The sequence below is a fragment of the Nostoc spongiaeforme FACHB-130 genome (assembly GCF_014698475.1).
Taxonomy (GTDB): Bacteria; Cyanobacteriota; Cyanobacteriia; order Cyanobacteriales; family Nostocaceae; genus Nostoc_B; species Nostoc_B spongiaeforme.
In genome coordinates, this window is the sequence record NZ_JACJTB010000003.1 from 12458 (window position 1) to 25989 (window position 13532).

The 13532-nt window shown below is 42.6% G+C and carries 15 protein-coding genes; 8 read left to right on the top strand and 7 right to left on the bottom strand.

The features are described 5' to 3' along the window. The 6 genes from H6G74_RS04030 (at position 1) to H6G74_RS04055 (ending at position 6559) form a co-directional block, all read left to right on the top strand. Positions 1-1953 carry a GlcNAc-transferase family protein gene (locus H6G74_RS04030; RefSeq protein WP_190966449.1) on the top strand — a complete coding sequence of 651 codons (1953 nt, stop codon included), beginning with the start codon at positions 1-3 and terminating at the stop codon, positions 1951-1953. Next, positions 1950-2918 carry an SDR family NAD(P)-dependent oxidoreductase gene (locus tag H6G74_RS04035; protein ID WP_190966451.1) on the top strand — a complete coding sequence of 323 codons (969 nt, stop codon included), beginning with the start codon at positions 1950-1952 and terminating at the stop codon, positions 2916-2918. The genes H6G74_RS04030 and H6G74_RS04035 overlap by 4 nt, the downstream gene beginning before the upstream one ends. Positions 2919-3193: 275 nt before the next feature. Continuing rightward, complete coding sequence (locus H6G74_RS04040) at positions 3194-3910, top strand: diacylglycerol/polyprenol kinase family protein (RefSeq protein WP_190966453.1); 717 nt, start codon at positions 3194-3196, stop codon at positions 3908-3910. A 206-nt stretch (positions 3911-4116) separates the two neighbouring features. Further along, a complete protein-coding gene (locus tag H6G74_RS04045; RefSeq protein WP_190966454.1) occupies positions 4117-4833 on the top strand; it encodes an SDR family oxidoreductase in 717 nt (238 codons plus the stop codon). A gap of 596 nt (positions 4834-5429) precedes the next feature. Next, a complete protein-coding gene (gene miaE, locus H6G74_RS04050; protein WP_190966455.1) occupies positions 5430-6029 on the top strand; it encodes a tRNA-(ms[2]io[6]A)-hydroxylase in 600 nt (199 codons plus the stop codon). Between the two features lie 122 nt (positions 6030-6151). After that, positions 6152-6559 carry a VOC family protein gene (locus H6G74_RS04055; RefSeq protein WP_190593286.1) on the top strand — a complete coding sequence of 136 codons (408 nt, stop codon included), beginning with the start codon at positions 6152-6154 and terminating at the stop codon, positions 6557-6559. A 142-nt stretch (positions 6560-6701) separates the two neighbouring features. On the opposite strand, the gene H6G74_RS04060 is transcribed toward H6G74_RS04055, so the two are convergent. The 5 genes from H6G74_RS04060 to H6G74_RS04080 form a co-directional block, all read right to left on the bottom strand. After that, positions 6702-6845: a hypothetical protein gene (locus tag H6G74_RS04060; protein ID WP_190966456.1), complete on the bottom strand. Its 144-nt coding sequence runs from the start codon at positions 6843-6845 to the stop codon at positions 6702-6704. Between the two features lie 14 nt (positions 6846-6859). Further along, positions 6860-7195, bottom strand: a complete 336-nt coding sequence (locus tag H6G74_RS04065; protein WP_190966457.1) for a XisI protein — start codon at positions 7193-7195, stop codon at positions 6860-6862. Continuing rightward, positions 7183-7599 (bottom strand): XisH family protein, encoded by a 417-nt coding sequence (locus tag H6G74_RS04070; RefSeq protein WP_190966458.1) that lies wholly within the window; start codon positions 7597-7599, stop codon positions 7183-7185. The genes H6G74_RS04065 and H6G74_RS04070 overlap by 13 nt, the downstream gene beginning before the upstream one ends. After that, positions 7574-7837, bottom strand: coding sequence for a HigA family addiction module antitoxin (locus H6G74_RS04075; protein WP_190966459.1), 264 nt, complete (start codon positions 7835-7837; stop codon positions 7574-7576). Before H6G74_RS04075 ends, H6G74_RS04070 begins: the two co-directional genes overlap by 26 nt. 100 nt (positions 7838-7937) lie before the next feature. Then, positions 7938-8816 (bottom strand): tetratricopeptide repeat protein, encoded by an 879-nt coding sequence (locus H6G74_RS04080; protein ID WP_190966460.1) that lies wholly within the window; start codon positions 8814-8816, stop codon positions 7938-7940. 376 nt (positions 8817-9192) lie between these two features. Here H6G74_RS04080 and H6G74_RS04085 point away from each other — a divergent pair, with 376 nt between their 5' ends. Beyond that, positions 9193-10209: a hypothetical protein gene (locus H6G74_RS04085; RefSeq protein ID WP_190966461.1), complete on the top strand. Its 1017-nt coding sequence runs from the start codon at positions 9193-9195 to the stop codon at positions 10207-10209. Positions 10210-10305: 96 nt separating this feature from the next. On the opposite strand, the gene H6G74_RS04090 is transcribed toward H6G74_RS04085, so the two are convergent. Together H6G74_RS04090 and H6G74_RS04095 are read right to left on the bottom strand one after the other, a co-directional pair. Beyond that, the gene (locus H6G74_RS04090) at positions 10306-11475 is read right to left on the bottom strand and encodes a homocysteine biosynthesis protein (protein WP_190966462.1); all 1170 of its coding nucleotides are present in this window, start codon (positions 11473-11475) and stop codon (positions 10306-10308) included. An 87-nt stretch (positions 11476-11562) separates the two neighbouring features. Further along, positions 11563-12267: a Uma2 family endonuclease gene (locus H6G74_RS04095; protein ID WP_190966463.1), complete on the bottom strand. Its 705-nt coding sequence runs from the start codon at positions 12265-12267 to the stop codon at positions 11563-11565. A 367-nt stretch (positions 12268-12634) separates the two neighbouring features. Here H6G74_RS04095 and H6G74_RS04100 point away from each other — a divergent pair, with 367 nt between their 5' ends. Further along, entirely contained in the window at positions 12635-13504 is an 870-nt protein-coding gene (locus tag H6G74_RS04100; RefSeq protein ID WP_190966464.1) for a DUF5895 domain-containing protein, read from the top strand. Positions 13505-13532: the final 28 nt, after the last annotated feature.

The window sequence follows — 13532 nt, forward strand, 5'->3', positions numbered from 1 at the left end:
ATGATCAGCGATCGCATTTTTGTCCAGATTGCGGCTTACCGCGATTTTGAATTAATCCCCACAGTCAAAGATGCCTTAGCCCAGGCACTATGTCCCGAACGCATCAGTTTTGGTATTTGCTGGCAATATGGCAATGATGAAGAACTACACTTCATTGATGGGCTGAAAGATATTCCCAATTGTCGGGTTGCTACAGTACCAGCAGCCGAATCTTGCGGTTTGGGTTGGGCAAGATCCCAAACTGAAAAACTTTGGCAAGGAGAACGCTATGCCCTGCAAACAGATGCACACATGCGCTTTGCTACTGGCTGGGATACCCTACTGATTGAAATGTTGGCGATGTGTCCCAGCCAAAAGCCTGTACTCACAGCATTTCCTCCTGGTTATCATCCCCCCAGAGTAATTGTGTCGAATTTCCCCACAGGTACAGCCACAGGCAGATTTGCCCACAATGGGATGATGACACCAAGGGCTGTGGAAGATTTAAGCAACTATCACGCCCCTAAATCTGGCGCATTTATGGCGGGGGGATTTATGTTTGCCGATGCGCGGTTGATGCAGGAAGTACCCCATGATCCACTGCTGTACTTTTCGGCTACTGAGGTGGCTTATTCTGTCCGCGCCTGGACAAATGGTTGGGATATTTACCATCCCCATCGTGTTACCTGTTGGCACTATTACTATGACATCCAAGAAAAGCCACGCCCGCTAAACTGGGAAGACAATCAAGACTGGTATCAGCGCCATACTATTTCCGAACAGCGATTTCGCCAAATTTTGCAGATGGAACCGATGACTGAGGATTTTGGCATTTATGGGTTAGGAAATGTGCGATCGCTCACAGATTACGAAGCATTTGCTGGTGTGAGTTTTCGCAACTGGCAACAATATATCAAAGACGAACAACAACGGGCGATGCAATTGCTGTCTGGATGTCTCCAAGTCTATAGCAGTTCTTACTTGCTTGTAATACAGTCGGAACCCCACCCCGCATTTGCTAACGCAAACGCTCCCCTCCCCGCAAGCGGGGAGGGGTTGGGGGTGGGGTTGAAATGTACCTCATCCAACCGAGAACCGCTATATTTTGATGAGACAGTTAGCGATCGCCTCAAGTCTCTGTTAAACGACGACAAAGACTATTCTCGCCTCGTGCAGATTGATTGGCAGTATTTTATCAAGGTTGCCTCTGAGTTAGGTGTATTATCACTGGTCTATTGGAGTTTAAACAAAACGGCTCCTCACCTTGTCCCAGAGTCTACACTGCGAGAATTGCAACAATATTATTACGCTAATGCCCTGCGTAATCGTTCTCATAGCCAAGTTTTACTGCATTTATTAAATCAACTCGCCGCCGCCCAAGTCACGGCGATTCCCATCAACGAACCAGCCCTCGCCGCCTTGGTAGATGGTGATTTATCTTTCTGGCAATTTCAAACTCTGGATTTGTGGATAGCAGCCAGCGATCGCGCCACCGCTACAGAAATCCTCACAGCCGCCGGATATCAGCCGGGAGAGATTTGGCAAATTGGGCAGCAATCCTTCACCCATCCCCAACGCGCCGTAAAAATTGAGCTACATTGGCAGCTTTTAGGTTGGGAATGGCAAAAAGAACGCCTGTGTAAAGTAGAGTTAGAAAATCACACAATCCAGACCCTACCACCGCGAGATTACTTACTTTTACTTTGTCTTAGTGCCGCGAAAATTGGTTGGGAGCGATCGCTGTTGAAAGTTTACCAAATCGCCGCCTTAATCGCCCGTTACCCTTCACAGCCCTGGGATGACTTGTTACAGCAGGCAGAACAAATGACCGCAAAAGAAGCCTTGTTGACAGGAATTTGGTTAGCTCATAAGTGTTTCAAAATTGTTTTACCCGCAGCAGTTATACAGTCCTTAGAAACTATGCCAGAAGTTTCTACCATCACCATACCGTGGTTAGGAGCGAGCGAATCATGAATCGCCAAGTAGTATTAGTCACAGGCGGATGTGGTTTTATCGGTTCCCATCTAGTCGAAGAATTAGTGAATAGAGGGTATTATGTGCGAGTGCTGGATAACCTTTCCACAGGCAAGTTAGAAAATTTACTGGCTGTACCTCCAGACAGGTGGGAATGGATTAAAGGTGATGTGACAAATTATAATCATGTCAAAAAAGCGACTCAAGGCTGTGATTATGTCTTTCATCAAGCTGCGATCGCTAATATCGCCGCATCCTTCCAAGATACAGTCAGGACACATCAAGTTAATTATGGTGGGACAGTCAATGTTTTAAAAGCAGCCCATCACTGTCGAGTCAAACGAGTCATCTTTGCTAGTAGTGCGGCTGTTTATGGGAATGATCCTACATTGCCAAAACGAGAATCAATGCCGACTCATCCCATTAGTCCCTACGGTGCAGATAAACTCGCTTCTGAGCAGTTGGGACAAATTTATCATCAACAAGGCTTGGTGGAGTTTGTCTCGTTGCGCTATTTTAATGTGTTTGGTCTGCGTCAGAATAGTGATTATACAGGGGTGATTTCTCAGTTTTGCGATCGTATCCGTCAAAGCTTACCGCCAATAATTTATGGTAATGGATTGCAAAGTCGTGATTTTATTCACGTTTCTGATGTAGTCCAAGCCAACTTAATTGCAATGGAACATCCCCAAGCCGCAGGTAAAATCCTCAATATTGGCTGCGGCCAAGCTACCAGCTTATTAAAGTTAATTGCGCTATTAAATAAAATTACTAAACAAAATCTGCGTCCTATCTTTCGCCCAGGTCTTCCCGGAGATATTCACCACAGCCGCGCCGATAATACAGCTATGCGATATTTAAAATGGTCTCCCCAAGTAGATATTCATCAAGGCTTGACTCGCTTACTATTTACCCCTGCTCATCAACTACAAATGCAGAACTTACGTACAAAAATAGTCGTTTAAAACTCAATACGGCTCAGTTAAGCAGAAAAGCATAGCCCTCAGGCTGAAGTCTGGGGCTATACAAACTAAACCCGCCTGCGCGGGTTTCAAGATAGTCCGCGTAGGCGGACTTTGTTTGTGTAGCCGCGATTTCCAATCGCCTGGTATTTCTTCCAAAAGTGGATACTCCCGTATGTAAGGTTTTGGATACATACACCCCTCTGAAAAAATGTCGTTGAGAAATAGGCAATAAAAGAGAAAATAACTATTAATCATTGACCCTTGAGCAGTGACAAATGACCAACGCTGATTTGCTTGGACTAGCCGCTTCTTACACCTACGCTATAAGTTTATTAGCCCTTGGTGAAGGACTGCGAAGATTTTTTGGTATTCAGCCAGACTTAACTCGCAAAGTTATCCACATCAGTGCCGGAATGTGGATTTTTGGTGTGTTGCTGCTGTTTAAACATTGGCAAATTGGGATTATTCCCTTTGCTACCTTTATCGGTGTTAACTATCTGCTTTACCGTTATCGAATCATCGGTGCAATGGATACTGAAGATAGTTCTCCAGGGACGGTTTATTTTGCGATTTCAGTCACGCTACTTTTTGGGTTATTCTGGCGACCAGATAATTCAGTTGATCATGTCCCCATTGCTGTGGCTGGAATTATGGCTATGACTTGGGGAGATGCTTTAGCCGCATTAATTGGTAAAAGTTTTGGAAAACACAAATACCAAATCGGTTCATCTGTGCGTTCTTGGGAAGGTTCACTGGCGATGTTTTTAGCCAGCACAACAGCAATATTTTTGGTACTGATGTTTTTACCTGGTTCTTTTCTGAGTCCTTTAGCTGTACCTTTTAGTTTGAGCAAGGCTTTGTTAACAGCGTTAATTAGTGCGAGTTTTGCAACTTTAGTTGAAGCCATCTCACCCCACGGTACAGATAACCTCAGTGTGCCACTAGTTACAGCAGGTGTGATTTGGGCATTGATGCAGATTTCAGTATGGTAAAGTGCTGAGTGCTGAGTGCTGAGTGCTGAGTATACACACTATCCTTTCCGCTCACTGAGCGCAGTCGTTCGCGTTAGGGTCTCCGCAGGAGAAGTGAGCCTTCTTCCATTGCTTATTCCTTTCTGTCAAACGATGGGTGTGTTCTCGCATTACCCCTTGTATTTTAAAAGTTGCCACCATAAAAGTCTGATGTGGAGAAAATCACCATGAGTACAAACCAAAAAATTGCTGTCGTCACTGGTGGAAATCGTGGTTTGGGATTTGAAGCCTCTCGCCAATTAGCTAAACAAGGCTATAAAGTAATTCTCACCAGCCGGGATGAAGCTAAAGGTCAAGCCGCAGCACAAAAGTTACAGGCTGAGGGTTTAGATGTCATTGCTTATCCTTTGGATGTCAGCAGTGACGAAAGTAGTCAAAGTTTAGCTGAGTTTATTCGGCAGCAGTTTGGCAAAGTTGATGCACTAGTAAATAATGCTGGTATCTATATTGATACTCAAGCTGGAAGCAACGGCATTCTAAATACAAAAATTGATACTTTACAGACAACAATTGATACAAATGTTTTTGGTGTAGTGCGCGTTACCCAAGCATTAATTCCCTTAATGAAAAAACATAATTATGGGCGAATCGTGAATGTTTCTTCCGGGATGGGACAGTTAACAGATATGGAGGGAGGTTCCCCAGGATACCGCATTTCTAAAACAGCTTTAAATGCCGTTACTAGAATTTTTGCTAGTGAATTAACTGGCACAAATATATTAGTTAACTCTGTGTGTCCTGGTTGGGTAAAAACTGATATGGGTGGCGCAAATGCACCACGTACACCAGAACAAGGAGTTGACACAATTGTATGGCTGGCAACCCTTCCAGATGATGGTACTACTGGAGGGTTTTTCCGCGATCGCCAACCAATAGCTTGGTAAAATTTTGTATTTAGTTATGAATCGATACAAAGAATTCACGATAATTAATCAGACGAAGTTGGCGAAAATATACACTTTTCTTGACATGGGGATCGCTAGACAAAATTTATTCAGTAATCTCGAAAAATTGTGCGGGCTGATACAGTAATTTATAAAGGGCTATTATATTGTTTATAAGCCCTTTACTTTTACCCTTATGGCGGAAATATCCGCTACAAAAGCACCAAAGCATATAGATAGTTTCTCCTAGGAAAGTAGGATTGATAAACTTCAACCACAATGTTTTTGTAAGAACATAGGAAAATTACTATGCTTTGGTGATTTACTTAAAATTTTGTCAAGATTCAATAGACATTTGTTATTCTTCGCCTACCTATTTCATAAGCATAGGTTTTGAAAAATAAATATTAATGCCAAAAAAATAGAACACTCCTTAATAATTGATCAACATCTCTCCCTTGTCTCCCTTGTTCTTTACTAAACCCCTACAGCCTTAAAGTTTCTTCAGCGATCGCACACCCTAATTCACCCCATTCACCATTACAATCGAGTTGCTGGGATACTCAGCAGGATTGCCATTTTTATTGTTTTAGCCTGTGCTTACTTCTGGATTACCGACTATCAACACCCTCAAGCAACCCACCTCTGATGCTTGGGTAGAACAAGCGATCGCAAATTTAGATATTATTTTGCTTGACCATTCCCACTGCGAACGCAAAGCCGCCGGGGTAGCGTTAAATTTTATGTTTCGCTATCCTTCTAATACTAAAATGGTCAGGGAATTAACTGCGATCGCCCGTGAAGAATTAGAACACTTTGAACTCGTCAACCAGTGGCTAGAACGTCGCAACGTCCCCCTTGCACCTTTATCGCCGCCTCCTTATGGTGCAGGTTTGAAAGCCGCAGTCCGTCCAAATGAACCAGACCGTTTTTTAGATTCCTTACTCGTCACCGGCTTAATAGAAGCCCGCAGTCACGAAAGACTAGGACTTTTAGCCGCACATTGTCCAGAACCAGAATTAGCTAAATTTTATAAAGGCTTAATGGCATCAGAAGCAAGACACTTTGGTACATACTGGGTTTTAGCAGATACTTACTTTGAGCGTGAAATTGTTCAGCAAAGACTTGATGAGTTAGCAATTATTGAAAGCGATATCCTGGTAAACTTGCATCCAGAGCCGAGAATACACAGTTAGAATACCAAAGTGCTGAGTGCTGAGTGCTGAGTATTAACCAGTTAAATTCAAAGTCTTAAGAAATTAATACTGTCCTAACCTCAGTAACTACAGCTATATATTCACTAATAGACATCATATTTATCATGCTTCAGTTAACACATATCAGGCTGTTAGTAAACAACTATAAAGATTGTTTCTTCTTCTACCGTGACGTATTAGGCTTTTGGATTGATTGGGGCGATGAAAATAGTGGCTATGCTGAGTTACACACCGGAGATAACCTCAAATTAGCCTTATTTAGAAAAGATTTCATGGCGGAAGCAATTCCCAGTGCTTACCTACCTTCCGCCTCAGACTGTCACAATAAAATGGCTTTGATTTTCGCCGTTGATAACGTTGATGAAGTGTACGAAAAACTCAAAGAACGCAACGTTGTAATTGTCACCCAACCTTTAGACCGTCCAGCTTGGGGACTCCGCACCGCTCATTTTCGTGACCCCGATGGTAATTTAATTGAAATTTTTAGTAATTTAGGGACAGTAAATTAAGTTTGTCATTGGTCATTTGTCCTTTGTCATTTGTAATATTAATTTGAAAAATAATTATCTACAGACACACATCTTGCACCTGACGATTAAAATCGCGGCTACACGAACAAAGCCTGCCTCCGCAGGCTTAAAAACCTTGATTTTACGTTAGTCCGCGTAGGCGGACTACCCTGCGGGAAGCCGCTTGCGCGTCTACGTTTTTATAGCCGCGAATTCCATTCGTCGGGGCTACGTGCAAGATATGTGCAGATGGAGTGCAGAAGGACTGATAAATAAGTTCTTTCACAATCCAAAATGGTATTAGCCGACTGCAAACTCGGTAAATTGCCGTTTAAAAGGAGAATGAAAAGCCAAGACAATATCTTGTTTAGGTACACCTCGGCTAGTTAGTTCATAGGCAATACCGCCTTCAGTACCATCGTGCTGAATCCAGATTTTTTCGTTTTTAATATCTAAGTGTAAAACACAACCATATACACGCCGTTTATTTGACCAGCCGACATGAACTAGTTGATAGCGATCGCGCTCTTGATCAAAAATAACCTCAGCATCAACTTCTTCATTACTAGCTTTAATTTCGCTATAAGCTTGTAAAAGTTCTTGAATAAGTTGTCGATATTGTTCTACTTTTGCCATTTGATAATCGCCTCCTCATCTGGAGAAAAAATAATCAATCGCACTTGATAGCGTTGAATTAACAAGCGCGGTAATTCTAACGTAAAAAAGGCACGATAAGTATCAAAAGGAACCGCTAAGTATAAAAGTCTTTCTGGTTGTTCTTCTTCGAGTGCTAACTGGTATTTGAGAAACTGTCCCAAAGCTGTACTAAATTCAGTTGTAGCAGATGGACTAACAAAACTTTTGACTTCAACAGCAATTTTTTCTTCACCTCGTTCAGCTGCTAGAATTTTTTCTGCACCGAGGTCTATGTACATATCCAAACCACCAAAACGTAGAAATAAAGGATCATCAGTGATACACCATCCTTCTTTCTCTAACGCCCGTCTGACTGCATCATGAAAAAGATCCTTGGCTGCCATGTTCAGCTAACCTCAATTCATAGTTTTTCTGAAGATTTAGCCAAAATTCTCCACCAGTTCCAAAATATTGACCTAATCGCAAAGCTGTATCAGCTGTTATCCCTCTTTTTCCATTAATGATTTCGGTAATCCGGTTTTTAGGAACATGAAGAACACGCGCTAAATCACTTGCTGTCATACCAAGTTCTGTGATTTCATCCCCAAGAATTTCTCCTGGATGAATGAGTAGGCGTGCCATTTATCTCTCCAGATTGGAATTTTTGCATTGATTAGGGGTTCCTGCAACAGAAACCCCCAAAACATTTATTTTTTACAGTTATCTTAAACCACCCAATATTTTACGGCTTAGGAGTACTTGCAGGTGCAGGTGCGGCAGATGCAGCAGGCGCAGGAGTTGGGGAAGCGGTTGCAGCTTTGTTAATTTCGTCTCGGTATTGGGCAGGCGCTAAACTGGCTGCATTACTAAACAAAGGTTTAGCTTCGGTTGTTTTGCCTTGTTCCTTCAATAGCATGGCTTTAGCCAATACGGGGCGAAAATCCTTGGGATCTTTTTTAATCGCTTGGTCATAGACATTCATTGCTTGAGGAAAGCGTTTTTGGGCTGCATAGACATTGCCTAGTAGCACTTGCACAGCAACTACATTCACACTTCCTGGCTGAATGGTGTTAGCTTGGGTAGCATTATTTAAAGTTTCTTGTAATAGACCGATCGCAGCTTCCGGGCGTTTTTGGTCTAACAGCAGTGCTACCATACCTTGTAAAGCTTTCAAATCGCCTGGTTTAGTATCCAGAATTGTGCGATATGCTTGGGCGGCTCCTTCTTTATCACCAATTTGCTGTTTGGCTTGGGCGAGGAGGACTCCATATTCTGATCTTTCAGGATTGAGTTTAGCTAGTTTTTCTAAAGGGGCAATTACTCCTTGAACATCCCCTTGATTCAGGCTTAAAAGTTGTAAACGTGCTTGTAATAAACCTTTCAGAGCAGTTTGATTTTCAGGTTCCCGTTGTAAAACTAGTTCATAACCCCGTACTTCATCTTGTAATTTTGTTTTTTGGTCAGAGGAAGCTAAGTTACCTGTAGGATTTGCAGCATTCTGGTTTGTCGATGTCGGGCTATTGAATGCGCTAATAATAGGAACTATAGATACACCCACAAACATAAGAACTGCTAATGCCAAGATGACTCGGACTATCCAACGATTACGCGGTTCAGACACAGTTTTATAATTCTCCAGAATTTTAATGACATGATCATTGACACAAATTGAAAAGTGAAAATTTCCAAAACTTTGCGGAATACCGCCAATTGTCTGTGAATTTTATAACAAATAACTATTTACGCTGCTAAAGTAATTGATGACTTTAGGGGGAGCCGTCAGAGTTTTACCTATGATATGCTTCCGAAACTAGTGTCTAGACGTTAGATTAAACATTTAGAGTATAAATGTAAATTTAGCGTTTTTGGAATTGTATTGGGCGTTGTCGTGTGTCTTGGTGGAACACAATTATACTTTCATCAGCCGCACAAACGCGCTTTCCAGTTGCTTTAGTAAAATCCCACAATGGGATGTGTCTCCGCCGCAAGGAGTTTTTATGAATTCCGACCTGATGCCTTCGCCTGAATCTTCTAATTTGTCTGAGTCCAATCAACCTGAAACCGAAACAGATACAACTGCTGATCTACCAACAGTAGTAGCTACTGTTTCTGAATCGGAAAATTCGCCTACTGACCCTAGTGAAATTGCCAACGATGCTCATTTAGTCAATCGACAGCAACCAATTCCACCACCCAGCGAACCAATGCAGTACAGAGCGATCGGGTTAGTCCGGGGTCGCTACATTGCAAGCAGTGAACAGTTTACTCAAGGTACGCTCCTGACTGCGGATGGTGTGGAAATCCAAGCTGTTCTGCTTGGTCGAATTATGAGCTTAGTCAAGAATCACCTTGATTTAGAAAAAAATCATCTCTGGGTAGTTTATCCCCGTACTAAGCAAGAAACCGATGCCTTACATCTGCAAATTGTGGGTGTATGGGAACCCGAAAATTTGGCCAAACAGCAAGCACAAGATTCGGCCGATGATGAATTGCCTCAAGCCGATGCTGCTGTAACAGATAAAAGCGACATTAAACCTTCATCAGATATTCCCGATGGTGGTTTTTCTGTGCGTGGCGAAGTAGTTTACCAATCTTTTGATGACAAAAATTTAGTTGTCAAAATTAAGCAGGCTGCTCGCAAACAAGATGAAAAACCCAAATACTTTAAATTAAAACTCAAAGGTGTCCTAGCGACTAAAGCTGTGGGCAAGTTTTGGGATTTTCAAGTCAAACGAGATGGTGATTTATTAGCCATCGAAACAGCAGAAGCGATCGCGGATTTACCCAAAAAACGCCGACCACCCCAAAGAGGTGGCCCTGGTGGTTTCCGTGGTGGTGGTGGCGGCGGTGGTCGCCGACCATTCCCGCCCAGACGTAGCCCTGGAGACAGTTCCAGCCCACGTCCAGTCAAAAAGATCGGCGGCGGGGAAGCCTCAGCAGTATCCAAACCTCTGCCAAAATCTTCTGCTCCAGTTCCTAAGCCAATTAAAAAGCAAAAGCCACCGCAAGAGTAAGGAAAAAGTTAAAAGTAAAAAGTAAAAAGGTAAAAGTAAGAATTGAATCTTGCTTTTGCCTTTTTACTTTTGCATTTTGCCTTTTCTTTTGCCTTTCTAAAAATCTGTCCAACGGTCTTGGGGTAAAAACGATCGCTCCATTGGAATGGGGGCGACTGGTTCTGTGAGGGTAAAAGTGCCGGCTGCAATCCATTGTTTTAATTCGGCGGCGACTTGCCGAGATAAGGACATACTCGCTAAAGGTGCAGCACGCACAGTTTTATTTTCAATGATGAGTCGCCCGGATTTCAGTTGGGCGTAACTCACCAACCCAAAGGTGGGACGCACGCGCCGGGGAATGGAAAAATCAACGATGGGCGCGACTAAATCTTTATCCTGCACTGCACAGTGTTCAACGACAGCTTCATTTAATACGGGGAATGGTATTCCCACACCCAACATCAACGAAGGGCCATAACTTTTAAAATAACAACCACGTACCCAACGGGCTGACATTTGTTTAGCATCACCAATTAAGGCTAAGGTAGCAGCCGGGCCAATGGGTGTACGATTAGCTAACCGCTTTTGTAAGGGGAAGTGTTGCGTTCCTTCCCAAGCGATATAGCCGATACCACCACCTAAAAAAATTCGTGTCCCAATGCCAATGAGTTGCAAATCGGGGTCGTTGAATAAAGGCGAAATTGCCCCAGGGTTAGAGTAGACGGCGTTACCGAGATGGGGTTGTAAAGGGCCGAGATAAGTAAAAAGTGGGCGATCGCCACCATTCACACCCACGATAAAATTTTGATAAAGGTTACGCGGATTAAATAAATAAAATTGATTGATAGTATCACGGGTAATGGTAGTTTCAAATGTTGCCCGTGGATAACAATCTGTGACTTGTCCTTGCGCCCTGACTTGTACTTGTTTCCCAGCAATCAAATCTTCAATCACATGACCACCACCACGTTCGCGGATTTCCTCACCGTCCATCGTCTCCACGGCACAACTAGCACCCAAGTATAAATCTACCGCCCCAAAACCGGAATATGCGGGTACACCATCTATCCAACAACGGCGAATTTTAATTGGGGGGTCAGTGTGTCCGAGATTAAGAATTGCACCACTAGACTCCATTGGCTCAAATGTGCCAGTGGTAATCACATCAACTTCCTTGGCAACTTTGCTGACACCAACTTCTGCAACTCTGGCTTTGACTTCTTCAACTGTTAAAACTACCGCTCGCTGACGGCTGATTTTCTCGTTAATTTCGGCGATCGTTCGCATAATAATCAAAATTAAGGGTGTAAGGGTATGAGGATGTACTTCGACTTCGCTCAGTAACCTTTACTATCACCTGTAACCTGTAACCTATTAATCAATTGTTTCTGGGTCAATATTTAATTCCCGCAGTTTCGCTGCTAACTTTTCGGCTCGTGCTTCGGCTAGTTCTTTTTGTTGGCGTTCAAATTCTACTGCTTCTTCTGGCGTTGGAACTAATAGACCTACTGGAGTAAAAAATCGCAATAGCCCTTCATGAATCCCCAAGTATAAACCCAACTGCTGACTCCACAAATGCCCTTGAGCATTGGGTTCTAGAACTTGGTATTGACCATCAACTAAATGAAATCCAGCAAATTCTTGAGTTTCTGGGTCGAACCAAAAATAATCGGGTGTGCGGAAAGTATTTTGGTATAGTTTTTTCTTTAAATCTTTATCGGTTTTCGCTGTTGATTCTGAAAGAATTTCTAAAATTACATTGGGATATTTCCCTTCTTCTTCCCAAACAACCCAACTTTTGCGAGTTCGACGCTCTGTATCCAGCACGACAAAAAAATCTGGACCCCGGAAGTGTTCATCTTTGCGTTTATTCCAACTGTAGTAAATAGTTAGATTTCCAGCCGCGTAGAAATCGTTTCTGTCTCGCCACAACCACTTTAGACATTTGAGTAAGAGCATAATCTGCTCTAGATGCAGTTCTGTTTCCAATGGAGGTTCGTCGCTGTATAAATCACCTGGAGGAAAGATAACATCTTCTGGGGTTGCTTGAGGAGTGTCTAGTTCTTTGGCGAGAGACATGAGGAGATGACTGCATCTGGTAGTGATGGGTTTATTTTAACTCTCTGACTTGACACAGGGTGTAGGGGTGTCAGGGTATAAGGGTGTAGGGGGAAAAGATTTTTTATATTTGGTTGCGAGATTATTTCTCATCCTAGTACAGGTCGGCGTAAATAAACAGACCATAAGAAATTGCTAAAAGGCTTGTGGTATCGTTATTCTTTCTTTTGCCTTTTGCCTTGTTGTATTAGCTTCTAGCCCCTCCTGTTAAAATCTACTTCATAATGTGCAGAATGTACCATTTGAATGGTACAAATGGGAAATACAATTCCCACATCAGCGCACAACCATCAACTTGTCTAGCAAAACACACCTACAGCACAAAACGATGAAAGCATCTGCTAAGTTCGACTTTGAGGACGATAAATTTAATGCACCGCCTTCTCAAGTCATCCCTTGGTGTCAGATGATTAATCCTCGATACGGCACGGATGGTATGCAAACTTATGGCCTCGCCATCAAGTTAGATAATGCTAATGCTGTGGGTTTTCAGCCGGATGAAAATTGGCAGCAAGTAGAGCATGAATTTAGCTCTGGTGTTGAAACAGTTTTTATGACTACTACTCCGCGCTTGGTGATAGTGCGCCGAGGCCCTTTGTCAGTCAAAGACCGCGAAACAGGGCTGAAGTTAGGTACGCTCAAAGAAAATTATGATGCTTTTTTAGCGGATAAACTGAAGTTTAAAACTTTTACGCGCTATTTAATTTTCTTAGTAAATGAAGATAAGAAATTTTTACATGACTTGCCACTACAATTAACCCTGAATGGTGCAGCCGGAGCAAGTTTCAGCAAAACCTATTGTGAGTTTCAACAAGGCAAAGTGGTGAGTGGTTTTGTTGCCGAATTAGAAAAAGCTTATGCTGTATATCGCAAACAACCATTAACACCAAAAGGCCCTTTGTTCCACGCACACGGAATTTTCTGCCCGATAATTGAGTGTGAAGAAAGAGGTATTGAGCCGAATACTGTATTAGTTGCTTCGACTGTAGATTACAAGCATCCAACAGTGGGAACATTAACACAATACTTGATTGCTTCTGATGCGCCTGAGTCGGCAATTATTTGCAAGTATTTTGAAGAATACAAAGAATTTGGTAAGGAACCAGTGAGAACAGAAACCAGTAAACCAGTTATGGCTGGTGTTTCTAGTTCCTATATTTACGCTGATGAAGATGATTTTGGTTATCCACCTTACTAAAGTCTGAAGTATGAAGTGTAAAGTATGA